The sequence below is a fragment of the Nocardioides sp. Z22_16 genome, from assembly GCF_058134365.1.
This window is the reverse complement of record NZ_JBYTTI010000003.1, coordinates 124387-142886: the sequence shown is the minus strand read 5'-3', so window position 1 is coordinate 142886 and position 18500 is coordinate 124387. Positions and strand designations below refer to the sequence as shown.

Below are 18500 nucleotides of genomic sequence, written 5' to 3'. Positions count from 1 at the left end.
CTGGCGCTTCGGCTGTCGTATCGGGACGCTGGTGCGGGTACGCGTCGTGGATGGAATGGTGCGTCACCGCCGCGTTGCTCAGCCCGTCGACTACTGCTCTCCTGGCGTAGACCTGCGATATCCGAACGCCCACACCGGGAAGTCCGTTAGCGGCGGAATGACGCGCTCGCCCCGTCCGTTGGGCGCGGACTTTGGAGCGCATCCGACAGGTGTCGATATGCAGCCAAGATTGACGAGTCGGCCGTGGCGAACCTTTGACGAAACCGCTTCGGGCGGCCGCCGTCAAGGTGGTCGGCCGACGTGCTATTCAATCTGGCCGCTGGGCAGCCTCGGTCAGAAGTAGGTGCAGGCCCCGCAGCCTGTCCAGCACTTCGTCGAACGTGACGACCTGGACGTCGCTGAGCCCCGCGCGGTACCGACTGAAGGATGCCTTCATGCTGTTGTCGAGCATGCTCGCAGTGCCGATGATGACTGCTCCGCGAACAACACACGTATCCAGCGCGTCCGCTCCCATTGTCTGGCGGAGGAGATCCCGGAAGTCGCTCCTCGCGGATTCGACCTGCGCCTGGACCTGGGCAACGGCACCGACGAGTCCCCGGTGTGGAGGGAACACCTCTGCGCTGCCACTGCCTCGGTAGCCGGTCGTGGCCACAAGCGGCGAGCCGGGTGTCTTGATCTCCACCACATGGGCACTGCGCGTCACGCTGTTGGCCAAGACGAAGTCCGCGATCCGCGCGCCAGCGCCGTACATGTCGGTCAGCCGGAGATGCAACTGTGACCCGTAGAGGGTGATAGGCGTGGCGAAGAGTTGCTGCAGGGCGAAAGCGTTGCTCTCGAAGAACTTCTGCCAATAGCTCTCGTCCTTGGCATGGCTGCCAGCTAGGCCTTCTGCGAACTGGTTGATCAAGACCGCAAGCGAGACGAGTTCTAGATCGTTTCGCAGCTGTCCAAATGCAGCTGGCGACTCGATGGCTGCGGCTCGCGACTCTGCAGCTGTTTGCTGGAGAAGGAGTCGGCGCTCGTCGGCATCCAGGACCGCTTCGCCGGTGACCTCTCTAGTCATCGCCTGAATGATCGGGTGCCGGCCAATCGGGGGCTTCTTTGGTTGTAGACCGAGCAGTTCGCCGATCGCGTTCTCTGCTTCGGTCTTGTTCACCCGTGATGCGACCGTGTTGCTGCGGGAACGATTCCGGTCGACGGCGGCGCGGTAGGCAGTGAACCGCTCGAGGGCGATGCGGAACACTTCGCCGAAGGGTCCTTCTTCGTCCGGAGGGCCAAATCGCACGATGGTGCAGCCGGTGGTTTCTTCGATGGCCCGGATGAGGCCCCGGTAGTCACGCTGGATCCCTAGCCCGGCCGCAAAGATGTGCCCGAAGCCCTTCGGCAATCCGACGAGCGAGAGCTGTCGGTCCCGCGTGTCGTCGGAGACCGGTTCCCTTGGCCCCTCCGCCCGCCACTCAGGTAGGAGGTTCGTGTCGATCTGTAGTTCCGTGACTCTGTCGTACTGGTCCTGCAGGCCGTCGTGGTCTCGCTTTCGAGGGCGAATCCGCAACAAGCGAGAAGTAGGGACGAATCGGACCATCTCGACGCCGGGTCTCGGCGCCTCATCGTCTGAGTACGAATGCGGGATCCACGTGAATACCGTGTCGCCGGCGTCTTCTGACACCTCCACGGCACCCTCATCGGAGTTGTATGTCACTGGCCCGGCTTCTCCTGACTGCACTTCGAGCTGATCGATGACGCGCCCAGCATCGAGGATCGTGGTTGCCAGGCCCGGCCTGCAGGTTCAACTGGGTCGGTCACCAGCTACCCCCAGTTCTCGTAGCGCGGCCCATCGGAGGCCGGGCGTGCCGTGGGTGGTGTCATGCGGACGCTGACCGGGACAGGGAAGTCGACACCCATCAAGATCGCTTCACCAGGTACAAGTCCCGGCAGCAGTCTGGTCGCGGAATGGTCGAGCTCGGCCGCCGCTTGTTCGACGCGTTGGCGGTCCCGCCCGTCAGCAAGCCGGTGGACGATGGTCATTCCCACTTGGCTGAGAACGCCAACTGGGAGGTCGCCCGGGCGCTGGGTGGCCACGCACACGGTGAGACCGTATTTTCGACCCTCCTTAGCGATGGCGTCGAATGCGTTGAGACGAGTATTGGCGAACTCGTCCCCCACGGTGACGTCAAAGAACTGGTGGGCTTCGTCGATCGCGACCACGAGCGGGATCGTTCGAAATTCGTCGTTGCGAGCACGCGCGAGCAAAGCCTGACCCATGATGTTGACCACGATTTCGCGCAGGTGGTTGGCGAAGGTCAGGTTACGCAAAGAGATCCGCAGCAGATGGACATCAGGGTCAGCGAGCCAGGTCGCGATCTCGGCAAGGGCATTGGTGGTTGCGGATGGTGGGTCGATGACTCCCATCACCTCAGGCGTCTGGACGAGATCGTTGAGACGGCTCACCAAGGTGCTGACGTAGCCGATCTGTTGGTAGTCCAGATCGCCGTACCGATCAGGCGCATTCCTGGCGGTCGGCCAGACGCATTCCCACTGAATCTGCTTCGCAATTCCGCTCAGCGAGAACGGCGCCTGAGGGTCCTCCATGATGTCGGTGTACGTCCGAGCAGCGTGACCGTACTTGGCAATCTCGCGGCCCTTTTTCTGGATGGTTCCGTCCGGGTCAAGGAGCGCGGTGTGCGCAGGGTCTGCGCTCGCGTCGCTCGCGATCGCGTGTGCGAGCCGCAGTGAGCGGACGGCGTCTCGCAGTTTGGGTAGTTGGGTACCGCTGGAGGGGTTCAAGAAGGCGTTGCGGTCTGCTTCTCGCATCATGTAGTGGGGGATGCCGACGAGCACGGCCCCATGCGGTTCATCGGCGACGGACCCGAACGCCAGGTGACGCGCTCTTGTGCCCAGGGTGTGGTATTCGCCAGTGGCGTCAATGATGAGCATCTTGCCGCGGTGTTCGTCGACGCTCTCGGCGAGATGGGCAAGCGTCCAGCTCTTGCCTGAGCCGGTCGCACCGACGATGGCGAGGTGGCGGCCGAAAAGGCGGCCCAGCGGTACACCCACCTCGACGGAATCATCGACGGATAGGCGACCAAGTGTCACCGAGGTGGCTTGTCCAGTGAGGCCACCGTCGAGGACATTAAGGATCGCTTCGGTGCTCGCCGCGTAGACAGGGTCGCCGACTTTGGGGTACTTCAGCATCCCGCGTGTCGCGGTGCCGTCCAGGTGAAGGGTCGAAAGGAGTTGGATGCGTCCCTCCACCGGGACGCGTCGCTTCTCCTCTGTGATTGCCTCGATGTTGTTGGTGGACGCGCTGACCCGCAGTAGTCGGCCGAAGGCAGCCGCTCCGCCTACGTCGATGACTACGAACTCGCCGACCTCGCCGCGACTGAGCCGCTCGCCGAAATGGGAGCGGGGCAACTTGGTGGCTGCGCTGAAAGTGACGTCGGCGAAGAGGCCCTCGACCTGATATGTGACGCCGATCTGTCGTTCCGGCGTGAACGGGTGGAGCTTCACGATGCTGAGCCGCCTCGCGGCCGTGAGACTCGCTCCATGTGTTCATCACGCTCTTCCCGGGCGGGCACCTCGGGTAGGTGTCTCACAAGGTCGTCGAAGGTGCCGGTGAACATGCTCAGCCGGCGGTCGCCTCGCTGGATGAGATCCTCGATCCATGCGATGGAGTCGCTGCGCCAACTGGCACGTGCTCCGGGAGTCACTACCGTGGCGCGGAGTCCGATGTTGCCGCGTAGCGCGGCCTCGATGGGCGCGTTGAGGTGCTCGTCGTTGAAGCCGAATCCGACAACGATGAGGCCGACGTCTGGCTGGCGGAGAGCGATCTGGAATCGTGACATGAACTCCAGATACGGCTGCTGATAGGAGAGTTGGTACTTCGCCGCCGAGGGGTAGATTAAGACCGGGTTCGTGGGCGTTCCGGATACCTTCCCGATCGTGCTGCCCGTGACTGACCAGTCGACGGATCCGTGGAGCTTGAGCAGGTGAAACACACTCGGTTCGAGTGCCAGTTGCTCGTGTGGCCGGCGCCGGACATAGTCGAGATCGAACGAGCCGCCGTCGAATACGTGGCCGCCATATCCGAAGCCGTCGATGACATTGAACCTGGCTCGTCGGGCGGCAGTCTCGAAGGCGAGGTCGTAGTTGGTGGTGAAGAGTTGGGTTCGCTGGAGCCGCACGGAGCGCCGAGCGACCGTCCGGAGGAACAACTCGTGCGCGCTGACGTTGGTGTCGTCGTCGACAAACGAGCAGCGGGCCAGCACGACGCCCTCGGCAGCGCTGATGAATGCCTCGAGGTCGGCGTCTGGAGCGACAGCATGGCGAGCTTGAGCGTCGGAGAGCACGTGTTCCAGGTTCTTGCTCGCGACCAGGTCGCCATTGAGCCGGTTGGTCACGGTCTTGAACTCGGCCAGATGAGTCACGTCGTCCCACAGCGCCCCCATGCTAGGTGCCTTCGTCGAGCCGTCCGACTGTTGAAGTCCGAGCGAGGTGCCGGAGCCGGCTAATACGACCAGGGTCTCCGCGTTCACGATGTTGCCGAGTTCCTCACCAAACGCGGCTTGTGTCGCTGTCGCAGCGACGCGATCGGCGTCGCTGGCCAGAGTCTCCGGCGCGACGGCCTGCCATGCCCCGTCGGTAAACGACGCGAGGACTTCCGGCGAAGGGCGCGCCGGGGCCGTGGTCTCTTCGACCGAACTATCCACTGACACGCTTCCAGCCCCCCGTTGCTAGCCCGGGTCGACGGTAGTCGTCGCCGTCGTCCCGCGCAGGAAATACGAATGATGAATGCAACCACCGATCGGTCGGCGACGGCTTAGGAAAGCACCTGTCCCCGTTGCTGACGTCAACGAAGGTCGTGCCTTTACAACGATAAGGCGGTCGCCGCGCAACCCTAGGAGTAGCGCGTCATAGTGGGCGGAAAGGGCTATCAACCCGACGTCCGCCGAGGTCGCCCCGCGAACCGCGACCCCAGGTACCTCCCCGTGACCCCCGCCCCCGCCTCCACAACCTCCCGCGGCGTCCCAGTCGCCACCACCTGCCCCCCGGCATCCCCACCACCCGGCCCCAGGTCCACCACCCAGTCCGCCGACGCGATCGTGTCCAGGTCGTGCTCCACCAGCACCACGGTGTTCCCCGCGTCCACCAGCCGGTGCAGCTGCCGCACCAACAGCGCGGTGTCTGACGGGTGCAGGCCAGACGTGGGCTCGTCGAGCAGGTAGAGGGTGTGGCCGCGGTTCGCCCGCTGCAGCTCGGTGGCGAGCTTGATCCGCTGCGCCTCGCCGCCGCTGAGCTCGGTCGCCGGCTGCCCCAGTCGCAGGTAGCCGAGCCCGACCGACTGCAGCGCCGCCAGCCCGCGTGCCGCGGCGGGCACGTCCGCGAGGAACACAGCGGCCTCGTCGACCGGCATCCCGAGCACGTCGGCGATGGTCCGGCCCCGGTAGGTCACCTCGAGCGTCTCGGGGTTGTAGCGCGCCCCGCCGCACTCCGGGCACGGCGCATAGGTGCTGGGCAGGAAGACCAGCTCGACGGAGACGAACCCCTCGCCCTGGCACTTCTCGCACCGCCCCTCGGCGACGTTGAAGGAGAACCGGCCGGCGCCGTACCCGCGCTCCTTGGCCAGCGGCGTCGCCGCGAAGACCTTGCGCACCGCGTCGAAGAGCCCGGTGTACGTCGCCAGGTTGGACCGCGGCGTGCGGCCGATCGGCTTCTGGTCGACCACCACCAGCCGGTCGAAGGCGTCGACCCCGCGGGCCTCGCGCACGTCGACCTCGCCGGTGAAGATCTCCTCCTCGTCGTCCCCGTCCGCAGCCAGCGCGAGCGGCGCCATCCCGAGGTGGCGGCGCACGACCTCGCCGAGCACCTGCACGGCCAGCGTCGACTTGCCCGAGCCCGACACCCCGGTGACCGCGGTCATCGCGCCCAGCGGCAGGTCGAGGGAGACGTCGCGCAGGTTGTGCCGGGAGACCCCGACCAGGTGAAGCCAGCCCGACGGCTCGCGCGGCTCCCGCTCCAGGCGGGGCGCCCGCCCGAAGAGGTACTCCGAGGTGGCCGACTCCGCCACCGCCTCCAGCCCGGCGACCGGCCCGGAGTAGAGCACCTGACCGCCCTTCTCCCCGGCGCCCGGACCGATGTCGACCACCCAGTCGGCACGGCGTACGACGTCCATGTCGTGCTCCACCACGAACAGCGTGTTGCCCGCGGCCTTGAGGTCGTCGAGCAGCGCCAGCAGCGGTTCCGCGTCCGCCGGGTGCAGCCCCGCCGACGGCTCGTCGAGCACGTAGACGACCCCGAAGAGCCCCGAGCGCAGCTGGGTGGCGATCCGCAGCCGCTGCCCCTCACCCGGCGACAGCGTGGTCGAGCTGCGACCCAGCGACAGGTAGCCCAGGCCCAGTCCGAGCAGCACCTCGATCCGCGCCACCAGGTCGCCGCCCAGCCGGGTGGCGGCGTCGTCCTCGTGACCCGCGGCGGCGGGCCGCAGCCGCTCCACCAGCTCGGTCAGCGGGAGCGCGTTGGCCTCCGCGATCGACATCCCGGCGAATCTCACCCGCAGCGCGTCCGGCCGGATCCCGCTGCCGGCGCAGTCGTGGCACGGCGTGCTGCGCACGAACCGCTGCATGTCGGCGCGCATCTTCTCGCTGCCCGACCCGGTGAGCACCTGGCGCACGTGCCGCCGGGCGCTGCGGAAGGTGCCCATGTAGTCGCGGCCCCCGCCGCCGTCCTTGTCCTGCGGGCGGATCAGCACCCGCGGCTGCTCGTCGGTGAAGAGCAGCCACTCCTGGTCCTTGCGTGGCAGCTCGCGCCACGGCTTGTCGACGTCGATGCCGAGGTTCTTCACGATCCGCCGCAGGTTGTGCGCCTGCCAGGCGCCCGGCCAGGCGGCGATCGCGCCCTCGCGGATGCTCAGCGAGGGGTCGGGGACCAGCAGTTCCTCGGCGACGTCGTGCACCACCCCGAGGCCGTGGCAGGTCGGGCAGGCGCCCGCGGCGGTGTTGGGGGAGAACGCCTCGGCGGCCAGGTGCTCCACGTCGTCGGGGTAGTCGCCGGCGCGGGAGTAGAGGATGCGCAGCAGGTTGGAGAGCGTGGTGATGGTGCCGACCGTGGAGCGCGAGCTGGCCGCGCCGCGCCGCTGCTGGAGCGCCACCGCCGGCGGCAGCCCGGTGATCTCCTCCACGTGCGGGACGCCGACCTGCTGGAGCAGGCGCCGGGCGTAGGGAGCGACCGACTCGAAGTAGCGGCGCTGCGCCTCGGCGTACAAGGTGCCGAAGGCCAGCGACGACTTGCCGGACCCGGAGACGCCGGTGAAGGCGACGATCGCGTCGCGCGGCAGGTCGACGTCGACGTCGCGGAGGTTGTGCTCGCGGGCGCCGCGGACGCGGACGCAGCCGTCGGGTTCGGGGGAAGTCATCGACGACTTCCTACCCGAGCGCGGCGACCCTCACACGCCCGGACCCCGCTCGCACCGCCGGGTGACCTCGGCGTCGCAGTAGTCGCGCCCACCGCTCATGCCGTCGGCCCGGTCGCGCCCGGGACCACCGATCAACCGGTCGACGGCCTTGCCCTTGTTCGAGTTCCCGATCAGCACGTCGCGCCCAGCGCCGCCGAGGGCCAGCTGCTGCCGGCTGGGCCCGCCCATCCCGCGGGTGAGGACGAGCCGGTCGGCGCCGGCCTGCCCGCGGACCACCACGTCGACGCCGAAGGCTCTCAGCATGTCGGCGCCCGGCCCGCCGAAGGCCCGCAGGGTCTCGCCCTGCAACTTGGCCTTGTCCGCGCCCCGGCCGCCGCGGAAGGTGATCTCGTGCGCAGTGCCGGCGACCAGGTCCGCCCGGTCGGTGCCGATCATCGTCAGCCGCGCGCCCGGAGCCGGGTTGTCGGCGGTCACGCCCTCGAACCCGAGGAGCGGGGAGGCCGTCCAGTCACAGGTGACCTTGCCGCCGACCCGCACCTCCAGGTGGGTGCACGACTGCGAGAACGAGACCTGGTCGTGGCCGGCTCCACCGTCGAGCACCCGCAGCGGCTCACCGACGTAGCCCAGGCTCGCGAGGTCGTCGCCTCCGCCCATCCGCAGGTCGACGACGTGACCGGCGTCGACGTCGAGCACCTCGTCGGCGTCGGTGCCCACGAAGGTCAACGGGTTGTGCCACGCCGGCGCGTCCCATGCGCCGAGCTCCCACCGGCGGACCGAACCCTGCCACGTCAGCACCGGTACGCCGCCCACGCTGGCGCGCCCCGCGGGTGCATCGATCAACAGCTCACCGCCAGCGGGCACGGCCGCTCCCGGCAGCTCGCGCAGCGCCACCGTCGCCTTGCTCGCCGCGGACAGGTCGACCCGGCCCTCGGCGGCCATCACGCCGCCGTAGACGACCTCGGCGACACCCGCACCGAAGACGATGACGTCGTCGTTGACCTGACCCGCGGGAGGCGCCGTGATCACGATGTCGGCCCGCTGGAGCCCGGGGTCGGCGGGGCCGCCCCGCATGTCGACGACGTCCCGCTGGGGGCCGGTCGGCGGGATGAGCGCTTGGTCGGACTCGGCGTCGGTGAAGACCGCCTCGCTGGCCGTCGTGTCGCTGCCCGTGTAGGTGTCGTTGCCGGCGCCGAGGTAGACCGTCATCCAGGAGGTGGAGGCAGCCGGGGCGGTCTCGTTGACGACCACGTCGTCACCCGGACCCGCATGCAGCTCGCCGACGGGCGCCAGGATGTCGCGGCCCTGGACGCTGGCGGCGAGCGCGAGGCAGATGGTGTCGTTGCCGCCGAGCGCGTCGAACGTCCGCCAGTCGCCGGGCGTCATCGCGACCACGTCGTCGCCCTCCGTGCCGACCGTCACCGTCTTCGAGGCCACGATCGTCACGGGCTTGCCCTGGCAGGTGGTCGCCGCGGCGGCGCCGGCCGGGGCGAGCGTGCCGCCGAGGGCCAGGGCGGGGACGACGGTCGCCAGCGCGACCGTCGGAAGCAGGAGAAGACGTGCGCGATTCACAGGACCCCCGTGGTGCTCGCAGCCGCCCGGCCGGGCGGCTGCCAGTCATCAGAGCACACGCGCGAGGCCGGCGCCACCGTCTCGTCCCGGACCGGTCAGCCCGCGGCAGCCGCCACCGCCGCCTCCACCTCCGGGCTGAGCCCCAGCGGCGACCGGTCGGTGCGCGTCGGCAGCCCGCCCAGGGTGCGCAGCCAGCGCCAGGTGTCGGCGACGGTCTCCTCGACCGGGCGGCACCCAGATGGGCAGGTCGTTCCACCCGGTCGCCCCCGCCGCCGCGACCGCCTCGGGGGAGAGCCACACCAGCTCGCCCGCGGCACGCTCCGGCCGGTCGGCGCTGATGGCCGCGCGGCACGCCTCGAGCAGGCTGCCCATGGTGGCGTGACCGGGCCGGCTCACCGTGTTGAACGCGCCCGTCACCCCGCGCTCGGCGGCGTCGAGCATCCACCGGGCGAGGTCGCGCGCGTCGACGTACTGCAGCCGGCCGACGTCCTCGTGCGGCCTCCCAGCACCGGGACCTTCATCTCCCGACTATGAGGGATCGTGGTGCCGCGGAGGGAGCCGGTGGAGCACCACGTCGCGCAGCTCACCGGCGTCGGCGACCGCGGTCAGGTAGGTGCAGAACGGCTGCCGCCGACGGTCCGTCGGCGAGCCCGGGTTGAGCAGTCGCAGCCCGGTCGCGGTGGTGGTGTCCCAGGGGATGTGGCTGTGGCCGAAGACCAGCACGTCCAGGTCGTCGTACGCCGCGGCGCACCGCTCCTCGCGCCCCTTCGCCTGCCCGGTCTCGTGGACCACCCCGAGCCGAACGCCGTCCAGCTCGACCCGCGCCACCTCCGGCAGCCGCTCGCGCAGCACGCCGTGGTCGTTGTTGCCGTAGCAGCCGACCAGCCGGCGCGAGCGCGCCTCGAGCTCGTCGAGGAGGGATACGTCGACCCAGTCGCCCGCGTGCAGCACCACGTCGGCCTCGTCGACGGCCGCCCACACCTGCGCGGGCAGGTCCCGGGCGCGCTTGGGCAGGTGGGTGTCCGCGATGAGGAGCAGCCGCGTCGTCATGAGGCCCAGTCAACTAGAGCAGGGCTACTTCCTTCCGCTCCAGCTACCGCTCCAGGGGGCCGCGGCGAAGGCGAGCCCCAGCGCGAGGCCGACGCCGAGCAGCGCCCAGCTGTCGAAGATCAGGGAGAGTGCGACACCGAATGCGAGTCCGAGGGAGACCCCCATCGCGACCCTCGTCGCCTTCGCGTCGTCCGCGCTCTTCTCGCCGTCGGCAGGGTGGCTCTGTTCATCCGTCATGGTCGCGACGGTGGCACGGGGGCGACCGCTCGGGCAAGGATCCTGATCAGGATGCGCAGCGATCACCCACGGCGGCGTGGCCCGCCGTCCCCTACTCCTCGGTGTCGCCCTTCGCGTCCCACGCCCCCCGCGGGGTCGCCCCGAACGCCACACCCAGGGCGATGCCGAAGCCCAGGTACGCCCAGCTCTCGAACACCACCGAGAGTGCGACCCCGAGCAACAGGCCCAGCGCCACCCCCAGCGCCATCCGCCTGCTCCGGTCCTGTTCCTGCTCCCCGGGCTCGTCAGGTGCGTCGGGGCCGTCGGCCTCCGGGGTCGGGTCGTCTGTCGAGTCGGCCATGTCCGGGATTCTCACCCAGCGCGCGCCGCTTGGATAGGCGTCCACCCTTGCCAGGACAGGAAATCTGCCTATTCTTGACTCAATTACGCGACTTAGGGACGGAGGCGGCATGGAACACGGGCTGATGCGCGAGTGGGAGTACGACGCCGAGCGCGCCGAGCGGGCCGGCCTCAGCCGCCGCGGCCTGCTGGGCTGGGCGGCGGCGACCGGCGGGGGAGTCGCCGCGGCCGCGGTGCTCGGCCCGGCGCCGGCCTGGTCGCACCCGGCTCCCTCGCCCACCCCGACACCTACGCCCACCCCCTCGCCCGTGCCGGGGATCGTGAAGCCGGTCCCGCCCGAGCTCTTCACCCCGCGCGGCACCAACGCCGAGATGCGCTGGGAGGCGATGCGCGGCCAGGGCTATCTGACGCCGGCCGACCGCTTCTTCGTCCGCAACCACACCACCACCCCGCGGATCGACGTCGCCACCTGGCGGCTGCGGATCCACGGCAGCGGCGTACAACGCGAGGTCTCGCTCTCCTACGACGACCTGCTGCGCCTGCCCCGGGTCACCGTGACCCGGGCGGTCGAGTGCGCCGGCAACGCCCGCAACCTCTTCGGCAGCCAGCAGGGCACGCCGGCCGCCGGCACCACCTGGGGCCTGGGCGCGATCGGGGTGGCGACCTGGACCGGCGTCCGGCTCGCCGACGTGCTGGACCGCGCGGGGCTGGACCGCGCCGCCCTCGACGTGATGCCCGTCGGCCTGGACTCGATGGCGGTCCGCCGCCCCATCCCGGTGGAGAAGGCGCTGGCCGCCGACACCCTGCTGGTGATCGGGATGAACGGCCGCACCCTGCCGCCCGACCACGGCTACCCGGTGCGGCTGCTGGTGCCGGGCTGGGTCGGCGTCTCCCACGTGAAGTGGGTCGGCGAGATCGAGGTCTCCACCACGCCGCTGCTCTCCCAGTGGAACACCACCAGCTACCGCCTCTTCGGCCCCGACTACCCCGACACCCCGCTGGTGACCACCCAGGTGGTCAAGAGCGCCCTGGAGCTGCCGTTCCCCGCCACCGTGGGCCGCGGCCTCCGGCTGCTCAGCGGCCGCTCCTGGTCGGGCCTGGGCCGGATCGTCCGGGTCGACGTCTCGGTGGACGACGGCCCGTGGCGCCCGGCGCAGCTGTCGTGGCGCAACGACGAGAAGGCCTGGCGGCAGTGGAGCTTCCTGTGGCACGCCCGGCCCGGCGAGCACCGGATCCGGGTCCGCGCCCGCGACGACCGGGGCAACGTCCAGCCCGACGCGGTGCCCTACAACGAGCAGGGCTACCTCTTCGGGGCCGTCGCCCAGCACCCGGTCACCGTCCTCTGAGGCCCTCAACCTCCGTGAGGTTGATCGCGCGGTTGACCCAGGTGCTGGAGACGACCATGCCGACCTTCTCGTAGAGGCTCAGGGCGCCGGTCCGGGAGTCGGTCGAGAGCACCGACCGGGTGGCGCCGTGTTCGCGCCCGGCGGCGAAGGAGTCGACCAGCAGCGCCTGGGCCACCCCCCGGTGGCGCCGGTCGCGGCGCACGGCGAGCCGCTCGACCCAGCAGGACCCGTCGTCGGCGAGGCTGAAGGACGAGACGCCCGCCACGGCGTCCTCCTCGTCGAGCACCAGGCGCAGGTGCCAGGGCTCGAACCCCGGCCGGCCGGTCACTGCGGCCTCGAAGTCGTCGTAGGGCTCCCGCTCCCGGTCGGCCCACTCCAGGAAGGCGTCCTCGACCACCGTCCACACCTCCCGGTAGCGGTCGGGGGTGGCCGTCGTGAGGCGGTGCCCCGGCGGGAGCTCCCGCGGCGCGATCTCGGCCCCGGCGGGGAGCTCGAGCACCCACGACGTCCACCGCACCCGGTAGCCGAGCCGGGCCAGCAGCCGGTCGCCGGGCGATCCGACCGGCACCGGCATCCCCAGCGCCGAGGCGCCGCGCGCCCGCCCCAGCCGCTGCAGCTCCAGCGCCAGCGCGGTGCCGAGCCTGCGGCCCCGGTGGTCGGGGTGGACGGCGGCGTCGGCCCGGTCGGCGCCGACCACCTCGGCGTACCCGACGAGCCGGTCGCCGTCGAAGACGCCGACCGAGCAGGCGGCGAGGTCGTGGCTGGGGCGCGACCAGTCGGCGACGATGTCGGCCTCCTCGATCTCCACCCGGCCGAGGTCGGCCAGCTCCTGGGCCGCCATCAGGGTGAAGACGGCGTGCGCGTCGTCGCGCACCAGGGGCCGGGCGGTGAGTCCGTCGGGAAGCTCCATCCGGCCAGCGTGCCACCGCGCCCGAGGTGCTGTCGCGTGCCTTTCCGCCGCGTGGTGACCGAGGTCGCGCGGCCCCGAAATCCTCACTCAGGCACGCGTGCGACTACCGTGTCAACCATGAGTGACGAAGTGCCGGCAGATCAGGCGAGCCCGGAAGTACCCACGTTCGAGGAGCTGGGGCTCGACCCGTCGGTCCTGAAGACCCTCCGCGAGGTCGGCTACGAGCGCCCCTCGCCGATCCAGGCCGCGACCATCCCGCCGCTGCTGGCGGGCCGCGACGTCGTCGGCCTGGCCCAGACCGGGACCGGCAAGACGGCGGCCTTCGCGCTGCCGATCCTCTCCAACCTCGACCCCGCGCAGAAGACGCCGCAGGCCCTGGTGCTCGCGCCGACCCGTGAGCTGGCGCTCCAGGTCTCCGAGGCGTTCGAGCGCTACGCCGCCCACCAGAAGAACATCCGGGTGCTCCCGGTCTACGGCGGCCAGGGCTACGGCGTCCAGCTCTCCGCGCTGCGCCGCGGCGTCCACGTCGTCGTCGGCACCCCCGGCCGGATCATGGACCACCTGGAGAAGGGCACCCTCGACCTCTCCGAGCTCCGCTTCCTGGTGCTCGACGAGGCCGACGAGATGCTCAAGATGGGCTTCGCCGAGGACGTTGAGACGATCCTCGCCGACACCCCCTCGAGCAAGCAGGTCGCGCTCTTCTCCGCGACGATGCCGGCCCAGATCCGCCGCATCTCCAAGAAGCACCTCAACGACCCCGTCGAGGTCACGGTCAAGAACAAGACCACCACCTCGGCCAACATCACCCAGCGCTACCTGATGGTCAGCTACCCGCAGAAGGTCGACGCGCTGACCCGCATCCTCGAGGTCGAGAACTTCGAGGGGATGATCGTCTTCGTCCGGACCAAGCAGGTCACCGAGGCGCTGGCCGAGAAGCTGCGCGCGCGTGGGTTCTCCGCCCAGGCGATCAACGGCGACGTCTCCCAGCCGGTCCGCGAGCGCACGATCAACCAGCTGCGCGACGGCAAGCTCGACATCCTGGTCGCCACCGACGTCGCCGCCCGCGGCCTCGACGTGGAGCGGATCAGCCACGTCGTCAACTTCGACATCCCCACCGACACCGAGTCCTACGTGCACCGCATCGGCCGCACCGGCCGGGCCGGCCGCAAGGGCGACTCCATCGCCTTCGTGACCCCGCGCGAGCGCCACCTGCTCCGGGCGATCGAGAAGGCGACCCGGCAGCCGCTGACCCAGATGCAGCTGCCCAGCGTCGAGGACGTCAACTCCACCCGGCTGAGCCGGTTCGACGACCAGATCACCGCCGCGCTGGCCGACACCGAGCGGATCGACTTCTTCCGCGACGTGGTCAACCACTACGTCGGCGAGTACGACGTGCCCGAGGTCGACGTCGCCGCCGCCCTGGCCGCGGTGATGTACGGCGAGCAGCCGCTGCTGCTCGAGCCCGAGGCGCAGGTGCTGCACACCCCCCGCGACCGCGACGACCGCGGAGACCGGGGCGACCGGGGCGACCGCGGCCGCAGCCGCGACGGGAAGGGCCCCCGCCGCGCGGGCGCCGACAGCAACCTCGCGACGTACCGGATCTCGGTCGGCAAGCGGCACAAGGTCGAGCCGCGCCAGATCGTCGGTGCGCTCGCCAACGAGGGCAACCTCGGCCGCAGCGACTTCGGCAAGATCGACATCCGCGCCGACTACTCGCTGGTCGACCTCCCCGCCACCCTGCCCCCGGGCACCTGGGAGGCGCTCAAGGAGACCCGGATCTCCGGCAAGCTCATCGAGCTGGCCAAGGACACCGGCCCCCGGCGCTCCTCGGGTCCGCGCGACGGCGGCCCCGGCCACTCGTCGGGCGGGGACTTCGACAAGCGGAAGAAGCCGCGGCACAAGGACTGAATCGCTCCGCCGAGCGGTGACGCACCAGGGCGGCAGGTGGGACCTCTCCGGTCCCACCTGCCGCCCTCGGTGTGTGGCGTTCGTCAGCTGTCGCTGAGCGTCATCGGATGATCCGCACCTTCACCGTCCTGCTGGCCTTCCGCGTCGACCGGTCGCCGCCGTAGGTGATCCTCACCTTCTTGGTGCCGGGCTTGAGGAACTTCGGCAGCACCACGGTGAGCCGCCCCTTCACCAGCTTGCCGGTGACGGTGCGCTTCCCGACGGTCACCCTGACAGTCCCCGTGGGCCGCCCGGCGGAGGAGTGCACGAGGACCGCGATCCTCGCCCCCTGGCCGACCTTGACCTTGCCGCCGAGCTTCACGACGGAGATCGACGACGTCGCCTTCTTCGTCTTCGGCGGGACCGGTGCCGGGGAGGTCGGCACCGTCGGAGCCGGCGTCGGCGTGGGGCTCGGCGTGGGGCTCGGCGTGGGGCTCGGCGTGGGGCTCGGGCTCACGGTCGGGGTGGGCGTCGGGGTGGGCGTCGGAGTCGGCTCCTCCGGTGCCGGGCCAGACACCTCGACGGCTTCGGTGAAGACCGCGGCGTTGCGCGCGGCGTCCCGCGCCAGGGCCAGCACGGTGACGCTGTCCACCGGGCCGGTGTCGCCGGCGTACTGGTAGCGGTCCATCACGACGGTGGCTTGGTAGGTCCCGGGCTGGTCGGTCGCGGACAGGGTCAGCTCGTCACCGTTGACGGTGAGCCAGACGTCGTCGGCCGAGACGTCGCCGTCGGTGGTGAGGGTCACCGCCAGACGGGGACTGGAACCGGTCCAGTCGACCTTCTGGACGTCCACCTCGAGCTCCGGTGCGGTGACGTCGGCCCGGTTCTCGGGTCGCTGGGCGGCGTCCGTCGCGAGGGGGACGACGTCCTGCGGCAGCGCAGGCGTCCGCGGCGCCGGCTGCCGGTACTGGGTGGCCTGCTCGTAGTCGTAGGCGACCGACAACAGCTCGTTGTCCGTGTACGGCATCCCGACGAAGGTCACGTTCATCGGCATCGCGATGTCGGAGAGCATCCCCATGGTCACCGAGACGCTGGGCAGGCCGAAGATGCGCATGACGTGGTCGGTCGCCGAGCGCCCGACGCCGTAGGCGTGCGCGGCGGTGTTGGAGGCGACGTTGACGTCGGCGTTGGCCTTGCCGATGTCGGCCACGGACGGGAACGCCAGGAGGTCGAGCCCGTTGTCGGCCAGCCAGGAGTCGAAGTCCTCCTCGCGGGTCCGCTCCCAGCCGGCGACCGTCTCGGCCAGCCCCTCGACGGCGAACAGGTCGTCGGGCATCCGGGTCTTGATCGCCTCGATGCGGGTGGCATACGACCTCGTCGTGCCCTCCGGGTTCGCCGGGAGGCGGCTCGGGTAGGGGAAGACGGTGGCGGGGTCGACGTTCGCCCACGACGGGTAGTTGCTGTCCTGGTTGGACTTCAGGAACTTCTCCATCCAGAACGACGAGTAGTCCCCGGTCTCCAGGCTGCGCCAGGCCGCCGGCACGTAGCCGCGGGTGTACATGCTCTGGGCGCCCGGGCGGTCCTCGAAGTAGTTCTCCACCAGCGGGAAGTCGACCTCGACGACCTCGGCGCCCTGAGCACGGAGGTCGGCGGCGGTGCGCTCCCACAGCGCGATCACCGACGGCCGGGTGGCGATCGGGGTCGTGGACTCGGTGTCCTTGTTGAGGTACATCCGCGGGACGCCGATCCGCTTGCCCGCGAGAGCGGTGGTGTCCTTGAGGTCGTGGTAGGTGTCGGGACGGACGTCCTCGACGTCGGGGAGGTCGACGAAGGGCTGGGTGAGCCAGAAGTCGCCGTCGGGTGCGACGTCCTTCTGGGCCAGGACGTCGAGGACGGTCAGCGTGTCCTCGACCGTGCGGGTGTGGGGCACCACGACGTCGCGGGTCGGCCACAACGGTGCGTTGCCGCGGATGGAGATGAGCCCGCGCGACGGCGTGTAGGCGATCAGGCCGTTGTTGGAGGCCGGCGAGCGACCGGACGAGACCGTCTCCTCACCCATGCCGAAGGTGGCGAGGTTGGCGGCGGTGGACGTGCCGGAGCCGTTCGAGGAGCCCGAGCCCCAGGCGGCGGTCAGGAAGCGCGGGTTGTAGGGGCTCTCGGCCCGGCCGTACACACCGCGCTGCATGCCGCCGTTGGCGATCGGCGGCATGTTGGTCTTGCCGATCAGCAGGCCGCCGGAGTCGCGGATCATCTTGACCGAGAAGGCGTCCTCGTTGGCGATGAGGTTCTTGAACGCCGGGGACCCCGAGGCCACGGTCAGTCCCCCGACCTTGTAGCTGTCCTTCACGGTGAAGGGGATGCCGTGGAGCGGGCCCAGCACGGTGCCCTCGGCCCGGAGCTGGTCCATCCGTGCCGCCTCCGCGAGCACCTCCTCGTTGCGCACCACCACCGAGTTGAGGGTGATGCCGCCGTGGTCGTAGGCGGCGATCCGGTTCAGGTACATGGCGGTGAGCTCGACGCTGGTCAGCGTGCCCGACTCGAGGGCGGCGGTGATCTCGGCGATGGTCGCCTCGTTGACGTCGAAGACGTCGGCGGCGGCCGCGGCCGGGACCGGGGCGGCCTGGGTCACCGGCACGCCCGCCAGGAGGGCGACGCCCAGTCCGAGGGCCGCGCCGGAGGCGAGGAGCCTGCCGTGCACCCGCCTCTCGGCTCTGCGCGCCGGTCGTGACCCCTGGCGCGCGTTGTGTGGTGCCTTCTTCACTGGCTCTCCCTCGGTAGGTGCCGCGAGTGCCGGACGCGCCCCATGCGCGCCGGTCTACTGCAACGGCGTACTCAAGATTGAGGAGGGACCTCTGAAATCCGTGTCGCCGGGGTTACCGGGTGATGAACGCCGAGGTGGCCAGGTAAACAACACGGCACGGCCTGGCCGGCACGGTCAGGTGCCCGGCACATGACACCGGCCCGCCTGCGGGGGAACAGACGGGCCGGTGGACGTCGGCGACTCCGCGGGGGAGTCGGGGATGCGTCAGGCGTTCTTGATCGCCGAGATGTCGAACTCGAGCTTGATCTTCTCCGAGACGAGCACGCCGCCGGTCTCCAGCGCGGCGTTCCAGGTCAGGTCCCACTCCTTGCGGTTGAGGGTGGTGCCGCCCTCGAAGCCGATCCGGGTGTTGCCGAAGGGGTCCTGCGCGGAGCCGGTCTCCTCGAACTCGATCGTGACGGGCTTGGTCACGCCCTTGATCGTGAGGTCGCCGGTGATGGACCAGTCGGCACCGTCGCGCGCGACCTGGGTGGAGGCGAAGGTGATCTCGGGGTTGGCGTCGGCGTCGAAGAAGTCGGCCGACCGCAGGTGACCGTCGCGGTCCTCGGAGCCGGTGTCGATGCTGGCGGTCTTGATGGTGACCTTGACCGACGAGGCGGCCGGGTTGGCGGTGTCGACGTGGGCGGTGCCCTCGAACTCCTTGAAGGCGCCGCGGACGGTGGTGACCATGGCGTGGCGGGCCGAGAAGCCGAGGCGCGAGTGGCTGGCGTCGATCGTGTAGTCGCCGGTCACGTCGTCGAGGACGGTGGTGGGGGCGTCGAAGGACTCGGACGTGTCGGACTTGCGGGTGAAGAAGCTCATGCGGGACTCCCTTGAGGTGAGACCAGGCACGGAGCCTGGAGTGATTAATTCTTCAACTAGTAGAACCGAGGGTCCCTCGGGGGCATTCCATCTCACATTGTGATCTCTATCACGACCTCTTTCTGCCCGATT

Annotated in this window: 14 protein-coding genes; 2 read left to right on the top strand and 12 right to left on the bottom strand. The window is 70.1% G+C overall.

Translation table 11 applies throughout. The features are described from left to right. Positions 1-307: 307 nt before the first annotated feature. From AC3X7R_RS08985 to AC3X7R_RS08945, 9 genes are all read right to left on the bottom strand, one after another. Positions 308-1699, bottom strand: coding sequence for a Shedu anti-phage system protein SduA domain-containing protein (locus AC3X7R_RS08985; RefSeq protein ID WP_489965279.1), 1392 nt, complete (start codon positions 1697-1699; stop codon positions 308-310). Positions 1700-1806: 107 nt separating this feature from the next. Continuing rightward, positions 1807-3507, bottom strand: a complete 1701-nt coding sequence (locus AC3X7R_RS08980) for an ATP-binding protein (protein WP_489965278.1) — start codon at positions 3505-3507, stop codon at positions 1807-1809. Next, positions 3504-4706 (bottom strand): SIR2 family protein, encoded by a 1203-nt coding sequence (locus AC3X7R_RS08975; protein ID WP_489965277.1) that lies wholly within the window; start codon positions 4704-4706, stop codon positions 3504-3506. Before AC3X7R_RS08975 ends, AC3X7R_RS08980 begins: the two co-directional genes overlap by 4 nt. A gap of 224 nt (positions 4707-4930) precedes the next feature. After that, positions 4931-7408: an excinuclease ABC subunit UvrA gene (locus AC3X7R_RS08970; RefSeq protein WP_489965276.1), complete on the bottom strand. Its 2478-nt coding sequence runs from the start codon at positions 7406-7408 to the stop codon at positions 4931-4933. A gap of 30 nt (positions 7409-7438) precedes the next feature. Further along, positions 7439-8977, bottom strand: a complete 1539-nt coding sequence (locus AC3X7R_RS08965) for a hypothetical protein (RefSeq protein ID WP_489965275.1) — start codon at positions 8975-8977, stop codon at positions 7439-7441. Positions 8978-9025: 48 nt separating this feature from the next. Then, a complete protein-coding gene (locus tag AC3X7R_RS08960; RefSeq protein WP_489965274.1) occupies positions 9026-9418 on the bottom strand; it encodes a hypothetical protein in 393 nt (130 codons plus the stop codon). Positions 9419-9505: 87 nt separating this feature from the next. Beyond that, on the bottom strand, positions 9506-10027 hold the full coding sequence (locus AC3X7R_RS08955) for a metallophosphoesterase family protein (RefSeq protein WP_489965273.1): 522 nt from the start codon (positions 10025-10027) through the stop codon (positions 9506-9508). 24 nt (positions 10028-10051) lie between these two features. Beyond that, the gene (locus AC3X7R_RS08950; protein WP_489965271.1) at positions 10052-10264 is read right to left on the bottom strand and encodes a glycine zipper domain-containing protein; all 213 of its coding nucleotides are present in this window, start codon (positions 10262-10264) and stop codon (positions 10052-10054) included. A gap of 91 nt (positions 10265-10355) precedes the next feature. Next, positions 10356-10604: a glycine zipper domain-containing protein gene (locus AC3X7R_RS08945; protein ID WP_489965270.1), complete on the bottom strand. Its 249-nt coding sequence runs from the start codon at positions 10602-10604 to the stop codon at positions 10356-10358. A gap of 109 nt (positions 10605-10713) precedes the next feature. Between AC3X7R_RS08945 and AC3X7R_RS08940 the strand changes: the two genes are divergently transcribed. Next, positions 10714-11949 carry a sulfite oxidase gene (locus tag AC3X7R_RS08940; protein ID WP_489965269.1) on the top strand — a complete coding sequence of 412 codons (1236 nt, stop codon included), beginning with the start codon at positions 10714-10716 and terminating at the stop codon, positions 11947-11949. On the opposite strand, the gene AC3X7R_RS08935 is transcribed toward AC3X7R_RS08940, so the two are convergent. Then, complete coding sequence (locus tag AC3X7R_RS08935) at positions 11936-12859, bottom strand: GNAT family N-acetyltransferase (protein ID WP_489965267.1); 924 nt, start codon at positions 12857-12859, stop codon at positions 11936-11938. The genes AC3X7R_RS08940 and AC3X7R_RS08935 overlap by 14 nt on opposite strands. Positions 12860-12976: 117 nt before the next feature. Here AC3X7R_RS08935 and AC3X7R_RS08930 point away from each other — a divergent pair, with 117 nt between their 5' ends. After that, positions 12977-14767: a DEAD/DEAH box helicase gene (locus AC3X7R_RS08930; RefSeq protein WP_489965266.1), complete on the top strand. Its 1791-nt coding sequence runs from the start codon at positions 12977-12979 to the stop codon at positions 14765-14767. Positions 14768-14867: 100 nt separating this feature from the next. Here the strand turns inward: AC3X7R_RS08930 and AC3X7R_RS08925 are convergent, their stop codons facing one another. Together AC3X7R_RS08925 and AC3X7R_RS08920 are read right to left on the bottom strand one after the other, a co-directional pair. After that, positions 14868-17507: an amidase gene (locus AC3X7R_RS08925; RefSeq protein ID WP_489965264.1), complete on the bottom strand. Its 2640-nt coding sequence runs from the start codon at positions 17505-17507 to the stop codon at positions 14868-14870. 264 nt (positions 17508-17771) lie between these two features. Continuing rightward, on the bottom strand, positions 17772-18368 hold the full coding sequence (locus AC3X7R_RS08920) for a YceI family protein (protein ID WP_489965263.1): 597 nt from the start codon (positions 18366-18368) through the stop codon (positions 17772-17774). Between the last annotated feature and the right edge of the window lie 132 nt (positions 18369-18500).